The 16070-nt window shown below is 74.4% G+C and carries 15 protein-coding genes and 1 other RNA gene; 9 read left to right on the top strand and 7 right to left on the bottom strand.

Translation table 11 applies throughout. The features are described 5' to 3' along the window. Window positions 1-46: 46 nt before the first annotated feature. Complete coding sequence (locus OG899_RS19255) at window positions 47-736, bottom strand: DUF6882 domain-containing protein (RefSeq protein WP_168131101.1); 690 nt, start codon at window positions 734-736, stop codon at window positions 47-49. A 27-nt stretch (window positions 737-763) separates the two neighbouring features. Between OG899_RS19255 and OG899_RS19250 the strand changes: the two genes are divergently transcribed. Beyond that, window positions 764-901 carry a hypothetical protein gene (locus OG899_RS19250; protein ID WP_168131038.1) on the top strand — a complete coding sequence of 46 codons (138 nt, stop codon included), beginning with the start codon at window positions 764-766 and terminating at the stop codon, window positions 899-901. 283 nt (window positions 902-1184) lie between these two features. Here OG899_RS19250 and rnpB read toward each other — a convergent pair. After that, window positions 1185-1589, bottom strand: an RNA gene (gene rnpB / locus OG899_RS19245) — RNase P RNA component class A. Between the two features lie 192 nt (window positions 1590-1781). On the opposite strand from rnpB, the gene yaaA reads away from it, so the two are divergent. Together yaaA and OG899_RS19235 are read left to right on the top strand one after the other, a co-directional pair. Further along, window positions 1782-2582, top strand: coding sequence for a peroxide stress protein YaaA (gene yaaA, locus OG899_RS19240; RefSeq protein ID WP_125496309.1), 801 nt, complete (start codon window positions 1782-1784; stop codon window positions 2580-2582). Between the two features lie 140 nt (window positions 2583-2722). Further along, entirely contained in the window at window positions 2723-3400 is a 678-nt protein-coding gene (locus tag OG899_RS19235; RefSeq protein WP_125496310.1) for a bifunctional 4-hydroxy-2-oxoglutarate aldolase/2-dehydro-3-deoxy-phosphogluconate aldolase, read from the top strand. Here the strand turns inward: OG899_RS19235 and OG899_RS19230 are convergent. Genes OG899_RS19230 through OG899_RS19220 form a run of 3 tightly spaced genes read right to left on the bottom strand, consistent with a single transcriptional unit; the run spans window position 3375 to window position 6174 of the window. Further along, window positions 3375-4565, bottom strand: coding sequence for a bifunctional RNase H/acid phosphatase (locus tag OG899_RS19230; RefSeq protein ID WP_125496311.1), 1191 nt, complete (start codon window positions 4563-4565; stop codon window positions 3375-3377). The genes OG899_RS19235 and OG899_RS19230 overlap by 26 nt on opposite strands. An 11-nt stretch (window positions 4566-4576) precedes the next feature. Continuing rightward, the gene (locus tag OG899_RS19225; RefSeq protein ID WP_185867782.1) at window positions 4577-5320 is read right to left on the bottom strand and encodes a zinc ribbon domain-containing protein; all 744 of its coding nucleotides are present in this window, start codon (window positions 5318-5320) and stop codon (window positions 4577-4579) included. Continuing rightward, a complete protein-coding gene (locus OG899_RS19220) occupies window positions 5317-6174 on the bottom strand; it encodes a Nif3-like dinuclear metal center hexameric protein (protein ID WP_125496313.1) in 858 nt (285 codons plus the stop codon). Before OG899_RS19220 ends, OG899_RS19225 begins: the two co-directional genes overlap by 4 nt. Window positions 6175-6395: 221 nt before the next feature. Here OG899_RS19220 and OG899_RS19215 point away from each other — a divergent pair, with 221 nt between their 5' ends. Both OG899_RS19215 and OG899_RS19210 read left to right on the top strand, forming a co-directional pair. Continuing rightward, entirely contained in the window at window positions 6396-8027 is a 1632-nt protein-coding gene (locus tag OG899_RS19215) for a hypothetical protein (RefSeq protein WP_406311099.1), read from the top strand. 125 nt (window positions 8028-8152) lie between these two features. After that, window positions 8153-8314, top strand: coding sequence for a hypothetical protein (locus tag OG899_RS19210; protein ID WP_168131100.1), 162 nt, complete (start codon window positions 8153-8155; stop codon window positions 8312-8314). Window positions 8315-8531: 217 nt separating this feature from the next. On the opposite strand, the gene OG899_RS19205 is transcribed toward OG899_RS19210, so the two are convergent. Then, on the bottom strand, window positions 8532-9467 hold the full coding sequence (locus OG899_RS19205) for a MaoC/PaaZ C-terminal domain-containing protein (protein ID WP_168131099.1): 936 nt from the start codon (window positions 9465-9467) through the stop codon (window positions 8532-8534). Window positions 9468-9883: 416 nt separating this feature from the next. Here OG899_RS19205 and OG899_RS19200 point away from each other — a divergent pair, with 416 nt between their 5' ends. Both OG899_RS19200 and OG899_RS19195 read left to right on the top strand, forming a co-directional pair. Next, entirely contained in the window at window positions 9884-11275 is a 1392-nt protein-coding gene (locus OG899_RS19200) for a sensor histidine kinase (protein ID WP_125496316.1), read from the top strand. 247 nt (window positions 11276-11522) lie between these two features. Then, entirely contained in the window at window positions 11523-12155 is a 633-nt protein-coding gene (locus OG899_RS19195) for a response regulator transcription factor (protein ID WP_125496345.1), read from the top strand. A 40-nt stretch (window positions 12156-12195) separates the two neighbouring features. On the opposite strand, the gene OG899_RS19190 is transcribed toward OG899_RS19195, so the two are convergent. Beyond that, window positions 12196-12936, bottom strand: coding sequence for a class I SAM-dependent methyltransferase (locus tag OG899_RS19190; protein WP_125496346.1), 741 nt, complete (start codon window positions 12934-12936; stop codon window positions 12196-12198). A gap of 565 nt (window positions 12937-13501) precedes the next feature. Here OG899_RS19190 and OG899_RS19185 point away from each other — a divergent pair. Then, window positions 13502-15280, top strand: a complete 1779-nt coding sequence (locus tag OG899_RS19185) for an MFS transporter (protein ID WP_168131097.1) — start codon at window positions 13502-13504, stop codon at window positions 15278-15280. A gap of 118 nt (window positions 15281-15398) precedes the next feature. After that, window positions 15399-16061 (top strand): class I SAM-dependent methyltransferase, encoded by a 663-nt coding sequence (locus OG899_RS19180; RefSeq protein ID WP_125496318.1) that lies wholly within the window; start codon window positions 15399-15401, stop codon window positions 16059-16061. Window positions 16062-16070 lie beyond the last annotated feature (9 nt).

Raw genomic sequence — 16070 nt, 5'->3', positions numbered from 1 at the left:
GCCGACCGGGCCGGCCAGGGGCCGGAAACACGGGTTCCCGGCTCACTCAGGACAGCGCCCCGATCCTCACTCCCCCGATCCGTCCGGCACCGTCGAACGTCACCACGACCGGCCCGCCCTTCGGCAGTTCGGCGACGATCCGGTCGTCCTCGCCGCGGTACGGCAGGCCGTGGTGGTCGAAGTAGCCGCCGACCACGAGCCGGGCCGAGTGCCCGATCAGCTGCGCGCCGGTCAGGAGCATCCGCGGCAGCGTGATCGCGTCCAGCTCGGCGCGCGGCACCCGGGGGTCGTCCGGCAGGAAGTACACCTGGGTGGCCGGCCCCGCCGGGGCGCCGATGTAACCGGGTGCGCCGGCCACCCCCATGCCGGTGAACGCGAGCATCTCGGCGGCCCGGCGCGGGTCGCCGAACCCGGACAGGTCCAGGAAGCCCTCGGTCAGTTCGGCTATGCCGTGCTCCTGCCCGTACCGCTCGACGACGGCGGACAGGGCGACCACCTCCGTGCCCCGCAGCCCCGGGTTCGCCCAGCCCCACATCCAGGACTGCTCCGCAAGGTCGTACGTCCCGAGCACGCTCACGCGCATCTCGACGTCTCCCTGCCGGTAGCGGCAGGCATCCAGGTCGGCCTCCCAGGGGCCGTCGGGCAGGAACGCGGTCAGCGTCTCCAACTGGGCCACGCCCCACGCGGTATGCCGCTCGGCCTCGCAGAGAAACGCTTCGCTGAATGCACTCGTCATGATCCGACCCTACGGGCCGCGCGGTGCATGCTCGTCCGGCTGAGCGACGACGACCGGACGGTCGTGCTCAACACCGGCATGGGCGTGAAGTACCCCGAGACCGTCGCCGTCGACGTCCCGACCCTCGCCGTCGACTCCGAGATCCCGCCCCAGCCGGCGGCTTGATCGCTCGACTCACCGGCGATCACCGGGCGGGCGGCCGCCCGGCCGGCTGTGACCGTCGATCCTGCCGCCGCCGACTCGCTCGATGAACTCCTTGCGGTCGGCGAGACACCGCACCCGAAGGTGCGACTCGATGCCTGCCCGGTCCTGTTGCTGTGTGCCTGAGGCGTCCGCTGCCAAGAGGTCGATCAGGCGTCGTACGTGCTCGTGCACTGCCCGGATTCTCCCCAGCCCTGCTCAGGGGGGCGGTTTCGGTGGGGTTCTTGCAGGTCACCGGACTGGCCGGCAGACGAGTCGGGCTGTACGCCGGGTTCTGTTCTCCAGGGTCCTCGCGGACCCTGGAGCGACGGCCATCCATCTAGGACCGGCGTTGCCGCCGGCCTCGAGCGGTCTACCCGCGGACTCGGGCGGGCAGCCCTCAAGCATCCGCGCAGAGACACCGAGGTGTCTCCTTCTTGACCTTGCTCCGGGTGGGGTTTACCTAGCTGCCCAGGTCACCCTGGGCACTGGTGGTCTCTTACACCACCGTTTCACCCTTACCGAGGACCGAGATCCCCGGCGGTCTGCTTTCTGTGGCACTGTCCCGCGGGTCACCCCGGGTGGCCGTTAGCCACCACCCTGCCCTGTGGAGCCCGGACGTTCCTCGGGGAGTCCCCTTGCGGGAACTCCACGCGGCCGTCCGCCCGGCTCGTCTGCCGTGTGCACCATGCTACCGGGCGGGCCGGCCCACCACTCCCCGCACATCGAGGTCCCCACTGCGAGATCGGGAACCGTTCCGTCGATCCCGGCACAGGACCGACCGCCCCTGCGTCGCCCCCGTCGCCCTCAGTACCCTGGCGCTCAGTGCGCCGGAGAAGGAGCGCAGGAGAAGGAGAGAGACCCCGTGCTCGTGCTGCTGCCCCCGTCCGAAGGCAAGGCCCCCGCGGGCGGTGGTGCCCCGCTTGAGCTGGAGTCGCTGTCCCTGCCGGGGCTGACCGAGGCGCGCCGGGCCGTGCTCGACGAGCTGGTGGCGTTGTGCGCCGGCGACGAGGACAAGGCACGGGAGGTGCTGGGGCTGAGCGAGGGGCTGCGGGGCGAGGTCGCCAAGAACGCCGCCCTGCGCACGGCGGGCACCCGGCCCGCCGGGGAGATCTACACCGGCGTGCTCTACGACGCCCTCGATCTCGCCTCGCTGGATGCCGCCGCCCGGGAGCGTGCCGGGCGGTCCGTGCTGGTGTTCTCCGGGCTGTGGGGTGCGGTGCGGGTGACCGACCGGATTCCGTCCTACCGCTGCTCGATGGGGGTGAAGCTGCCGGGGCTCGGGGCGCTGGCGGCGCACTGGCGGGCGCCGATGGCCTCGGTACTGCCTGAGGCGGCCGGGGACGGGCTGGTGCTGGATCTGCGGTCCTCGGCGTATGCGGCCGCCTGGAAGCCCAAGGGCGAGGTCGCGGGGCGTACGGCGACGGTGCGGGTGCTGCACGCGCGGGTCGTGGACGGTGTGGAGAAGCGGTCCGTGGTCAGCCATTTCAACAAGGCGACCAAGGGGCGGATCGTGCGGGCGTTGCTGGCCGACGGGGCCGTTCCGAAGGATCCCGCGGAGCTGGTGGAGGCGTTGCGCGATCTCGGGTTCACGGTGGAGGCCGAGCCGCCGGCGAAGGCCGGGAAGGCGTGGGGGCTGGATGTGGTCGTCAGGGACCTGCACTGAGGCGCCCTGTGTCGGTGACGGCACCGGTGACCCGCGCCGGTGACCGCACGGTGCGCGCAGCAGGCGGCACGACATCGGGATCGTTGCGGCATGCGCAATGACCTTTGCGAGGAGTGTGTGGCGTCGGCAGGATGAGGGCCATGTCCTCCTCTTCCCTCCCCGAGGTGCGGCCCGCCGCGACCGCGTCCGTCTCCGTGCTCGATCTGGCTCCGGTGCTGCCCGTCGTGGTGCTCGACGACGCCGCGGTCGCCGTGCCGTTGGCCCGCGCGCTGGTGGCGGGCGGGCTGCGGGCGATCGAGGTGACGTTGCGGACCCCGGCCGCCCTGGACGCGCTGCGCGCGATCGCCGCCGAGGTGCCCGAGGCGGTGGTGGGCGCGGGGACGGTCGTCACGCCGGATCAGGTGAGCGCGTGCGTGGACGCCGGGGCGCGGTTCCTGGTCGGCCCCGGCTGGACGGAGGGGCTGCTGGAGGCCATGGCCGGGTCGGGGCTGCCGTTCCTGCCGGGGGTGTCGACCGTGTCCGAGGTGATGGCGCTGCTGGAGCGCGGGGTGCGGGAGATGAAGTTCTTCCCGGCCGAGGCGTCCGGCGGCACCGCCTGGCTGAAGGCGCTGGCCGGACCGCTGCCGCAGGCCCGTTTCTGCCCCACCGGGGGCATCACCCCGGCCGGTGCCCCCGCGTACCTGGCGCTGCCCAACGTCGGCTGCGTCGGCGGGAGCTGGATGGTCCCGGCGGAGGCGGTCGCCGCCCGCGACTGGGCCCGGATCGCGGAGCTGGCCCGCGAGGCGGCCGGGCTCAGCGCAGGTGCGAGGTGTCGTTGAACAGGCGGACGCTGGTGTTGCCGTCCGCGTAGTAGGCGATCGCGGACAGGGAGGCCGCCGAGAGTTCCATGCGGAACAGGGACTCCGGCGGTGCGCCCAGGGCCAGGCGGACGAACGTCTTGATCGGCGTGACGTGCGTGACCAGCAGCACGGTGCGGCCGGCGTGGGCCGCGACCAGCTTGTCGCGGGTGGCGGCTATCCGTGCGGCGACGTCGGCGAAGCTCTCGCTGCTGCCGGTGGGCCGGGCGTCCGGGGAGGCCAGCCAGGCATCGAGGTCGTCCGGGTGGCGTTCCTGGACCTCGGCGAAGGTCAGGCCCTCCCAGGCGCCGAAGTCGATCTCGCGCAGCCCCTCCTCGACGGCCACGTCCAGGCCGAGACGGTCGGCGATGATGCCGGCGGTCTCGCGGGTGCGGGCCATCGGGGAGGCGACGACGGCCTGGATGGTGCCGCGCCGGGCCAGCGCCGCCGCGGTCTTCTCCGCCTGTTCGCGGCCGATCGCGGACAGGGACGGGTCGCTGCCGCCGCTGCCGGAGAACCGCTTCTGCGGGGTGAGCGGGGTCTCGCCGTGCCGCAGCAGGACGAAGGTGGCGGGCGCGCCGAGGTCGGCGGGCGCCCACCCGGGGGAGGCGACGGTGCGGGCCGCTCGGACGTCGCGGTCGGCGGACGTGCCGGCGGTACGCGTCTCCTCGGGGGCGGCCGTGTCCGCCGGTGAGGGATCCACCTGTTTCGTCGTTGCCGGCGGGGACCAGGTCTCGCCTCGGCTGCCCGCGTCCATGGCCTCGTTGGCCAGGCGGTCGGCGTGCTTGTTGCGGTCGCGCGGCACCCACTCGTAGGTGACGCGCTCGCGCGGGAAGATGCGGGCCGCCTCGGCCGCGAGCGGCTTGAGGTCCGGGTGCTTGATCCGCCAGCGGCCCGTCATCTGCTCCACGACGAGCTTGGAGTCCATGCGGACGTGCACCGTCGCCTGCGGGTCCAGGTCGTGCGCCGCGCGCAGCCCGGCCAGCAGGCCGCGGTACTCGGCGACGTTGTTGGTGACCACACCCAGGTACGCGGCGGCCTCCGCCACGGTCTCCCCGGTCGCCGCGTCCCGGACCACGGCCCCGTAGCCCGCGGGCCCCGGGTTGCCGCGCGATCCGCCGTCGGCCTCGACCACGAACTCCCGCATCCCCGCCGCTCCTACAGGCCCGACTCGGCGGTGCGCACCAGGATGCGGCGGCAGTTCTCGCACCGGACGACCGCGTCGGGGGCGGCGGCACGGACCTCGTTCAGCTCGGTGATGGCCAGCTCCTGGCGGCAGCCCTGGCAGGTGCGCTGGTACAGCTTGGCCGCGCCGATGCCGCCCTGCTGCGCGCGCAGCTTGTCGTACAGCCCGAGCAGGTCGGCGGGGACGGTGCCCGCGACGACCTCGCGCTCCTTGGTCACCGAGGCGACCTCGGCGTCGATCTCCTGCAGGGCCGTGTCCCGCCGGGCGGCGGCGTCGTCGACCTTGGCCTGCACGGAGGCGACGCGCTCGGTGAGTTCGGCGACGCGCTGCTGCGCGGACTCACGGCGCTCCATCACCTCCAGGACGACGTCCTCCAGGTCGCCCTGTCGCTTGGCGAGGGAGGCGAGCTCGTGCTGGAGGTTGGCCAGGTCCTTGGGCGAGGTGACCGCGCCGGAGTCCAGGCGCTGCTGGTCGCGGGCGGCACGCTTGCGCACCTGGTCCACGTCCTGCTCGGCCTTGGCCTGCTCGCGGGCGCAGTCGCTCTCCTCGGTCTGCGCCGCCACGAGCAGGTCGCGCAGCTGCGTCAGGTCGCGGTTCAACGCGTCGATCTCGGCGTGCTCGGGCAGCGACTTCCGCTTGTGCGCCAGCTGCTGCAGGCGGACGTCGAGGGCCTGGACGTCGAGGAGACGGATCTGGTCGGCGGGCGCGGCGTTCAGTTCGGGGCTCCCAGGGAATCGTCGGTGGTGCTGGACGCCGCGTGGGCGGTCCAGGGGTCGGTGACCGTGCTGGAGACATGGACCCGCAGGTCCCATCCGTGCCGGTCGGAGATCTCGTCGAGCTGGGCGGCGGCCAGCTCGCACCAGGGCCATTCGGTGGCCCAGTGCGCCGCGTCGAGCAGCGCCAGCCCGCTGTGGGCGACCGCCTCCGAGGCGGGGTGGTGGCGCAGGTCCGCGGTGAGGAAGGCATCGGCGCCCGCGGCGCGGACGGCGTCGAAGAGGCTGTCGCCGGCGCCGCCGCTGACGGCGACCGTGCGCACGACGGCCTCGGGGTCGCCGGCCACGCGGATGCCCTGCGCGGTGGCGGGCAGGCGGGCGGCGGCCCGGTCGGCCAGTTCCCGCACGGTCAGCGGGTGGTCGAGCTCGCAGACCCGGCCCAGTCCGCGGCGGCCCGCCGGGTCGGTGGGGTCCGGGACGAGCGGCCGGACGACCCTGAGGTCCAGCGCGCCGGCCAGGGCGTCGCTGACCCCCGGGTCGGCGGTGTCGGCGTTGGTGTGGGCCACGTGCAGGGCGATGTCGTTCTTGATGAGCGTGTGCACCACGCGGCCCTTGAACGTGGAGGCCGCCACCGTGGTCGTGCCGCGCAGGAAGAGCGGATGGTGGGTGACGAGCAGATCGGCGCCCAGCTTCACCGCCTCGTCGACGATCTCCTGCACCGGGTCCACGGCGAACAGCACGCGGGTGACCTGCTGGTCGGGGTCGCCGACGACGGTGCCGACCGCGTCCCAGGACTCGGCACGCTCGGCGGGCCACAGATCTTCCAGCGCGGCGATGACTTCAGACAGACGGGGCACGAGTGCAAGGCTACCCGGGTGTCCGGCCTGCTTGAACCGCTGCCGGTGACCCGCCGCGGCCACCGCCGCGCCCCGCACACCCGTGCCGGTCTTCGCCGCACATCTGTCCTGATTTCTTCCACAGAATCGTTCCGCGGCCACCCGTATGTGTGAAGCACCCGCCCGCCGGTCCTCCGTGTGTGCGACCGAAAACTAGCGTCCTCACCGGAGGTGAGCGAGTGATGACACTCCGTACCGCTCCGGGGTCCGGTGCGACGTCCGGACAGACGTCCGGGCAGGGAGGTCCCCCGCCCCCGGCGGCCGGTGCACGGGCCGACGGACCGCCGGCGGCCTGCACGATCACGGCGGACGGTGCCTACGCCGCCCGGCTCGCCCGCAGCGGCGACTCCTGGTACCCGGAGCGCTGGACGCTGGACGGCCCGGAGCCGTACGCGGTGCCGCTGCCCGGCCACCAGCCCGAGGAGCCCGGCACCGAGGTGCAGCCGATGAGCGACGGCCGGGTCCTCGTCCGGCGGCTGATCGCCGGCCGGCACACCTTCTCCCTGCTGTATCCGGCCGGCCCCGGCACCGGTGAGGTTCCGCTGGGCGCGGTCGAATGCCCGCAGGGCACCCGGCTGCGGCTGCTGCCGCCCGCGCCCGGCGGCGAGCGGGCGTACGCCCTCGCGGTCGGCCCGCACTCGGCGGCGGTGTGGCAGGTGGCCGGCGGCACCTTCGGACCCGAGCACCTGGCCGAGGTGCCGGGCCACTGCTCGGGCGGCGCCTGGCTGGACCGTTCCGGCCGGCTGCTGGCCCTGGACCGGCAGGCCGAGGGGCACACCAAGGCGGTGGTGGTGGACCTGGACAACGGCGGCGCCGTCTCGCCGCTGCTGCAGATCGCCCCGCACAGCGACGACCGGCTGCTGCTCGCCGACCCGGACAGCGGCCTGCTGCTCATCTCCTCGGACGCCCCCAGTCCGGGGCGGGAGCGTCTGGGGTGGGGGGTGCTGGGCAGCACCCTGCCGGTCCGCTTCCCGGAGTGCCTGCACCCGTCCGACTGCACCCTGACCCCGTTCGCGATCCAGCCCGGGCAGGCGCTCACCCCCGAGCACTGTGCGGTGGCCCTGCGTTGCGACGGGCCGTTCGGCAGCTGGATCGCCGTGTGGCGGCCCGCCGAACGCCGGCTGCGTCATCTGCCCGCACCCGAGGGCTGGCTGACGGGCACGGGGGTGTGGACGGAGGACGGCGAGCTGTGGCTGCCGTGCGTCACGGACGCGGTGCCCTGCGGGGTGGCCCGCCTCAGGCCGCCCGCACGCGAGCCCGCGGCGCCGCGCGTGACCCGGGTCGTCCAGGTCGCCCGGGGCGACCATGTGCCCCGGCTGCCGGATGCGGCGGGCCCGGCACCGCACGGCGGCGGGCCGGGCGGGCAGGCTTTCCGGAACGGGCCCGCGTCCCGGGGCGGCGGCCCGACGGCGTCCGGTGGCGGGTCACCGGACGGCCCGGACCGTACGGCCGCCGGACCGCCGCCCGGCACCGGTCTCCCCGTCGGCGCCCCGCACGCGCACGCCCGACACGCGCACGCCGCGCACAGACCCGGGCCCGCCGGCCCGCCGGTCGACATCACCCCGGGGCCGGGCGCATCCCGCCTCGGCGGGCCGGTTTTCGAGCGGGTGCCGGGAACCGCGGCGCTCTTCGAACGCGTCGTTCCACAGGCGAGGTCCGACACCGGCGATGCACCGCGGTCGGGTGTGTCCTCTTCCGTGTTCACGGACACGGACCGTTCCCCTCAGGCCGGACCGGGCGTCATGGAGCCCGCCGCGCCGCGTCCCGTCTCCCTGCAACAGGCGGCGACGACCGGCCGGATGACGGGCGGATGACGCCTCAACGGCAAGGAGATAACAGTTCGTGCCGGTTGACACGGTCAGCTGGATTTCGCCCGAGGTGTGCCGGTTACACTCGCCCGGCTGTTACGAAGATGATGTTGACGGGGTGAAATCTTCCGATGAGCGACGCCAGCACGAGCCAGACGCCGCTGCCTGCCGAGGCCCAGGACGCCCCTGGCCGCGGCAAGCACCGTGGCCCGCGCTCCTCGCGGGACGGCAACACGCCCCCGAGCGGCCGTCACCGCAAGCCGGTGCAGGAGACCGAGACGGCTGCTGCCTGACGGCACGGCTGTGAGGCCGTCCCGCCCCTCGGACGGGGGTGGGCCGGCCTTTCGTCTGTGCGGCGATCTCCGTGATCCGGCCGATCTCCGTAATCCGGTCGGTCACCCGCTGGTCGGTCACCGTCTGGTCGGTCGGTCACCGTCTGGTCGGTCGGTCACCGTCTGGTCGGTCTCCGTCCGGCCGCTGCCCGTCAGTCCGGCGGCCTGTGTCTTCCCGTCAGACGTACTCCACGACCGTGTCCGCCAGCACCGGCGCCTCGTCCCGTTCCAGCGCGGTCACCGTGGCTCGGACCGTTCCGCCGCCCTGCGGTGCCCCGGCCCGCGCGGCGGTGCCGTCCGGCTGTTCCGGCCGGTCCGGCCGGTCCGGTCTTCCTGGCTCTTCCGGCCACAGGCGGATCCGCAGGGTCTCCCCGGGGTACGCCACGCCGGCGAACCGGGCGGCACAGCCGCGCACCCGGGTCGCCTCGCCGGCGAGCAGGTGGTCCACGACCGTCTTGAGGGTGAGGCCGTAGGTGCACAGACCGTGCAGGACGGGCCGGTCGAAGCCGGCGCGGCGGGCGAACTCCGGGTCGGCGTGCAGCGGGTTGTCGTCGCCGCTGAGCCGGTAGAGCAGCGCCTGGTCCTCGCGGACCGGCCGGTCGACGGTCAGAGCGGGCTCGCCGGCCGGTGCCGCCGCCCGCACCGAGGGGCCGCGGTCGCCGCCCCAGCCGCCCTCGCCGCGGACGAAGACCTGCGCCTCGTCGGTCCACAGCGGGCCGTCGGCGTCGGCGGCCTCGGTGCGCAGGTGGAGGACGGCCGCCGTGCCCTTGTCGTACACGGCGGTGACACGGGAGGTGGTGGTCGCGGTGCCCTGCACGGGCAGGGGCCGGTGCACGGTGAGTGTCTGGCCGCCGTGCAGCACGCGGGCGAGGTCCACGTCGACGCCGGGCACGGACAGGGCGCGGATCACACCGGGCGGGCGGGCACCGGCGACGGTGGCGAAACTCGGCAGGACCTGCAGCCGGCTCTCCAGGGTGTAGCGCAGTTCGCGGACATCGGTGGCGGGGACGCCGGCGCCGATGCCGAGGTGGTAGAGCTGGACGTCCTTGCGGGTCCAGGAGATCTCCTCGGTGCGGGGCGGGGCTGCCAGGGCCGTGGCTGCGTCGATGGGCATGGCTCTGTCTAACCCCGAAGATCACGCCTTGGGAAGGGCGTGCGGTCGGGAGGAGCGGTACGGACGGGCCGCCGTCGCGCCGGCGCCGTCGGACCGGGTCTCCCCTGTCCCGCCGTTCCGCCTCCGCGACATCCGTACGCCCACCGCTGCACCCGTACACCCACCGCACCACCCGTGCGCGCACCGCGGCATCGGGACGTGCACCGTGACATTTGTCCTGCCCGGGCCCGTACAACCGCATCTGCCGCGGACGGGCACGCGTGCGTAGCGTGGCGGACGGAGCCGGGTACGAACCGGTACGAGCCGGTACGAGCCGCTGACACGGGCCGGCTGCCGCGTCCGGTTCGTACGCTGTCGTGTGGTGTTGTCGTGTTGTCGTACCGCTGCATCACGGGGGACCGACCGAGGGGAAGCGGATGAGGAAGAGCTGGTCGCGCCGCGTGGCCGTCCGGGCGGCCGGGATACGGCAGGCGGTGCGCGACACGCGGGAGGCGCAGCGGTACGGGAAGGCGAACCGGCGGCGGCTGAGGGCCGAGTGGGCAGCGGCCCGCGAGGCCGGGGACGTGCCCGAGACTCCGGGGCCGCCGCCCAACGGCTGCTCGCTGCTGCCGTGGCTGCTGATGGGCCTGGGGTCCCTGTCGAACCTGCTGCGGGGCAAGACACCCGCCCCGTGGATCGGCGCGCTGGGTCTGCTGGCCATCACCTCGTTGTACGTGTACGTCGTCTTCCGCGCCTTCCACCGGCGCACCCGCGAGGCGACCTCCACCCGGGTCGCACTGCTGCTGCTGGGGCTGGCGACCACCGGGCTGGGCCTGGGCTACGGCGGCAACTGGCTGCTGTTCTTCCCGCTGCTGGGGCTGGCCGTCGGCGCGACCGTGCGCGGGCGCCGGCTGGGCGCGACCGGGATTCCGCTGGCCGTCCTCGCGGGCGCGGTCTCCGCCGTCCACAACGGCTGGAGCGGCTTCAACGTCGCCTACGCCACGCTGCTGTCCACCATGGTGACGGCCGCGATCCTGAGCCTGAGCGAGGCGGTGCGGGAGCTGCGCGCCGCCCGTGAGGAACTGGCCCGGCGGGCGGTGGAGGAGGAGCGGCTGCGGTTCTCACGGGACCTGCACGACCTGTTGGGGCACACGCTGTCGGTGATCGTGGTGAAGTCGGAGGCGGCCCGGCGGCTGGCGGACCGGGACCTTCAGGCGGCGCTGGAGCAGATCTCCGACATCGAGTCGGTCGGGCGACAGGCGCTCACCGAGATCCGGGAGGCGGTCACCGGCTACCGCGAGGGCTGTCTGAGCACCGAGCTGGACCGGGCGCGTTCGGCGCTGACGGCGGCCGGCATCGAGCCGGTCGTCCGCCGCTCCGGGCCGCCGCTGGCCCCGCAGACCGAGGCGCTGCTGGGCTGGGTGGTGCGCGAGGCGGTCACCAACGCCGTGCGCCACAGCGGGGCGGACCGCTGCGAGATCACCGTCGCAGGAGGCAGCGAACGGGTCCGTCTCACCGTCGCCGACAACGGCCGCGGTGTCCCGGACACCGGCGGCCGTGCGACACCGGGCGCGGGCGACGGTGGCCCGGCACCGGGCACCGCCGGGCGGCCGGCGGCCGCGCGGGGTGTCGGCGGCACCGGACTGAAGGGGCTGACCGAGCGTCTGGCGGCGGCGGGCGGGTCGCTGCGGACCGGTCCGGCACCGCGCGGCGGGTTCATGGTCACCGCGGAACTGCCCACCGACGGGGAGGTGGCGGCCTCCCCCGGCTCCGGGGCGGCGGCCGGGGCGGCGCGGCCGGCCGCGGTGCCGGCTGCGGCCGCGTCCTGAGCGCCGACTCCCGCGCCGGTGTCGGTCGTCGCACCGGTGCCGGCCTCGGCGGACGGGACGGCGAGCCGACCGGCCGGCACCGGCGGCCCCGCGTCGGCCCGCCTCACGGGGGCGCCGCGCCCCTGTTCTGCTCCCCCGCACCCCTGGCTTCCTCCCCCACGGTCCTGGAACTCTCCCGAGCGGCTGCCTCTGCGCCGGAACCAGCCGGTAAGGACCGGCGGACGCATACCCTTCTGCCGTGAACGAGATGCCCCGGGACCGCCGGCCCACCGCCTCCATCCGGATTCTGCTCGCCGAGGACCAGCGGATGATGCGGGGAGCGCTCGCCCTGCTCCTCGGCATGGAGGAGGACATGGAGGTCGTCGCCCAGGTGTCGGCGGGCGACGCGATCGTGGACGCGGCGCTGACGCACCGGCCCGACGTGGCGCTGCTGGACATCGAGCTGCCGGGGATGAGCGGCCTGGACGCCGCCGCCGAGCTGCGCGAACAGGCCCCGGACTGCCGGGTGCTGATCCTCACCACCTTCGGCCGGCCCGGCTATCTGCGGCGCGCGATGGAGGCGGGCGCGGCCGGTTTCCTCGTCAAGGACGGTCCGGTGGAGGAGCTGGCCGCGGCGATCCGCCGGGTGCTGACGGGGGAGACGGTGGTGGACCCGGCCCTCGCGGCGGCCGCGCTCAGCGCGGGCCCGAACCCGCTCACCGCGCGCGAGTGCGATGTGCTCAAGGCGTCGGCGGACGGCTCGACGGTCGCCGACATCGCCGCCCGGCTGCATCTGTCGGAGTCCACCGTGCGGAACTATCTCTCCTCGGCCATCGGCAAGACCGGCACCCGCAACCGGATGGAGGCGGTCCGGGAGGCCCGGCAGCAGGGGTGGCTGTAGGCCGCTCGTCCCGGCCGGAGCCGCGCGGGGCTGCGGGCGCTCACTCCCGCCCGGCGGGCCTGCGGAACAGTGCCGCCCACAGGAAGTCCTTGCCGAAGCACGGGGCGTCCTCCGGTTCCTCGCGCATCCGCCGCAGCTCCACCTCGGTCAGCGAGGCGAAGATCCTGCGCAGGTCCTCGGCGCGGTAGGCGAGGCCGCCGTGCAGCCGGCCGGTGCGGTACAGCTCGGCGTCGGACAGGTCGCTGCCCATGCCGCCGGCCGCGAAACAGGTCAGGGCGAGGTGCCCGCCGGGTGCGAGGAGGTCGTCGACGAGGGCGAGGTAGCTGATCCGGCGGTGCGGCGGGAGATGGTGGAAGCAGCCGCTGTCGTAGACGAGGTCGTACGGTCCGCGCAGCTCGTCGCGTGCGAGCGCGAAGGCGTCGCCGCACAGCAGACGCACCTCGACCCCCGCCTCGTCCGCCCGGTCCCGGGCCCAGGCCAGGGCGGCCGGCGACAGGTCGACGCCGTCCACCGCGAATCCGTGGGCGGCCAGGTGCACGGCGTTGCGGCCCGGGCCGCAGCCCAGGTCCAGGGCGCGGCGACCGCCGACCGTGCCGTGCTCGAGCCAGGCGGCGAGGCTCTCGTCCGGCTTCGCGGCGAAGAACGGCACGGGCCGGTCGCGGTCGCTGTAGAAGCGGTCCCACCAGTCGGACGCGCCGGCGGTCCAGCGGTCGGCGTCCGGGGCGAACAGGCCGTCCAGCAGCCGGAGCACGTCCTCGATGTCACGGATGCCGCGGTCCACGGCCACCCCCCTCTCCGCGGGCCGGCCCGGGCCCGCCTCTCCGCGGGCCGCCCCCGGGCCCGCCGTGTGCCGCAACGCTAGCCGCAGACACGGCGAACGCCCAGGTCACGGCCGGTGTGCGGGGGTGTGTCCGGGGCGCTGTCCGGCCGTGTGACGGGCGACGGCGGGCACCCGGCGGCCATCACCCCGGCCCCCGCTGCACGACGCCGCACGCTTCGCCCCGACGGCCGTGCAGGCGGCGGGACGGGCGACGCCGAAGGCACTTTTCCCGCCGCACCGACGGGACTGTCCACGCGGCACCGGAGGCGCCCCCATGCCGCACCGAAGCCCTCGACATTGCTCAACTACCGGACGCGACACGTCCGTTCACCACCCACGCGCCGCCCGCTCACCCCGGAACACCCCCTGACGCCCCCTCAGATGTTCTAGGAAGGGTCAAGAATCGAAGAGCACGGCAAAGCGCCGGAATAGCCACCTCGGACGCCGAGGTTCACCAGGCGCTCAACCCGCGCGGATGGCGCGGACGACCACGTATCGACCGTCACGGCCTGGAGGCCACACCTACATGACGCTCACGACGACCAGTCGGCCCGGGAAGCCTGCGAGCGGGGCCGTCGTCCCCGTTCTCGCCTTCGCGGGCATCGTTGTCGCAGTGATGCAGACCCTGCTCGTCCCGGTGGTCAAGGACCTGCCGCAGCTGCTGCAGACCTCGCCCAGCAACGCCACCTGGGTCCTGACGTCCACCCTTCTCTCGGGCGCCGTGGCCACGCCGATCATGGGCCGCCTCGGCGACCTGTACGGCAAGCGCCGCATGCTCACCCTGAGCCTCGCGGTGATGGTGATCGGCGCCGTCGTCAGCGCGCTCACCAGCGCGCTGCTCCCCATGATCGTGGGCCGCACGCTGCAGGGCTTCGCCATGGGCGCCATTCCCCTGGGCATCGGCCTGATGCGTGACATGCTCCCGCGCGAGCGGCTCGGCTCCGCGATGGCGCTGATGAGTTCCTCCATAGGCGTGGGCGGCGGACTGGCGCTGCCCGCCGCCGCCCTGGTCGCCCAGAACACCGACTGGCACGCCCTGTTCTACGGCGCCGCCGGGCTCGGTGTCCTCGCCGTCGTCCTCACCCTGCTGATCGTCCCCGAGTCCCCGATGCGCGCCCAGGGCTCCTTCGACCTGCTGGGCGCGCTCGGCCTGTCCGCCGGCCTGGTGCTGCTCCTGCTGCCCGTGACCAAGGGCAGCGACTGGGGCTGGTCGTCCGGCACCACCCTGGGCCTGTTCGGCGCCGCGGTCGTGGTGCTGCTGCTGTGGGGCCTGCTGGAGCTGCGCACCGCCGCCCCGCTCGTCGACCTGCGCACCACCGCCCGCCGCGAGGTGCTGCTCACCAACCTCGCCTCGATCATGGTGGGCGTCGCCTTCTACGTCGTCTCCCTCGTCCTGCCCCAGCTGCTGCAGCTGCCCGCGTCCACCGGCTACGGCCTGGGACAGTCCATGGTGGTGGCGGGCCTGTGCGTGGCCCCGCTGGGCCTGACGATGATGTTCACCGCGCCGGTCTACGCCCGCCTGTCCGCCCGGTACGGCCCGAAGGTGACGCTGATCACCGGTCTGCTGGTCATCGCGGCCGGCTACGGCGGCGGCCTCGGTCTGATGAGCGCCGCCTGGCAGACGGTGATCACCTCGGTGGTCCTCGGCGCCGGCATCGGCCTGGCCTACTCGTCGCTGCCCGCGCTCATCGTCGGCGCGGTCCCGCCCGCGGAGACCGGCGCCGCCAACGGGCTGAACACCCTGATGCGGTCCATCGGCACCTCGGTGTCCAGCGCCGTGATCGGCATGGTGCTGGCCAACACCGCGCACACCGTGGGCGGGGTGGCGGTGCCGACCATGCGCGGCTTCCGGGTGTCCTTCCTGATCGCCACCGCCGCCGTCGCCGTCGGCCTGGTCCTCGCCCTGTGCCTGCCCCGGCCGAGCCGCACCTCGCAGCTGCGCGCCAGCAGCCAGGAGGAGGACAACCTGGCCCGCGCCGAGGCCGCCCTGGCCGGTGCCGCGCAGCCGGATCCGGCCGGTGCCGAGGAGACGCTGCGCGGGTTCCGCGGGCGGGTGCTGGACGCCCATGGCACGCCGGTGGCCCGGGCCAAGGTGACCCTGATCGACCGGCGGGGCCGTCAGGCGGGCGCCACATGGTCGGCGGAGGACGGCAGCTACCGTCTCGCGGTGCCGGGCCAGGGCCCGTACGTGCTGGCCGTCCGCGCCGCCGGGCACGGCCCGCACGCCTCGGCGGCCACCCACGGCGGCGACGACCGCGCGGTCGAGCTGGACCTGTGCCTGCCGGGCGAGACGGTCACCGCCTGATCCGGTACCCCTTCGGCCGCGTGCCGCAAGCTGTGCCACCGCACCCCCGGTCGCCCGCGTCGCCCGGGGGTGCGGCAGCATGGGCGGCCTGAAGGCCCGTACGACCGGAAGGACCCCCATGCCCGCGGTGCCGCAGCCCGACGTCCTGGCCGCTTTCGAGGCCGCGAAAGGGTTCATGCCCACCGACGAGGGGCTGGCGCTGTACGCGGCGGCGGACGAGGCCGGCCGGCTGGGGCTGCCCCTGCTCGAAGTGGGCACCTACTGCGGGCGGTCCACGATCCTGCTGGCCGACGCGGCCCGCCGGGCCGGCGTCACCGCGCTCACCGTCGACCACCACCGGGGCAGCGAGGAACAGCAGCCCGGCTGGGAGTACCACGACCCGGAGACGGTCGACCCCGAGGTCGGACTGATGGACACGCTGCCCACCTTCCGGCGCACCCTGTACAAGGCGGGCCTGGAGGAGCACGTGGTGGCGCTGGTCGGGCGTTCGCCGCAGATCGCCGCACTGTGGAACGCCCCGCTCGGGCTGGTGTTCATCGACGGCGGTCACACCGACGAGCACGCCGGCGCCGACTACGCGGGCTGGGCACCGCATGTGGCGCCGGGCGGGCTGCTGGTCATCCACGACGTGTTCCCGGACCCGGTGGACGAGTTCACCGGGCAGGCCCCCTACCGGGTGTATCTGCGGGCTGTGGAATCCGGGGAGTTCACCGAGGTGTCGGTGACCGGATCGCTGCGGGTGCTGCGCCGTACCGGCACGGCGTCCGCCGCGCACGGCTAGGCTCGCCCC

This window comes from Streptomyces thermoviolaceus (genome assembly GCF_045209695.1).
Lineage (GTDB): Bacteria > Actinomycetota > Actinomycetes > Streptomycetales > Streptomycetaceae > Streptomyces > Streptomyces thermoviolaceus.
The sequence above is the reverse complement of the archived record's forward strand: the minus strand, read 5'-3'. Positions and strand labels throughout refer to the sequence as shown.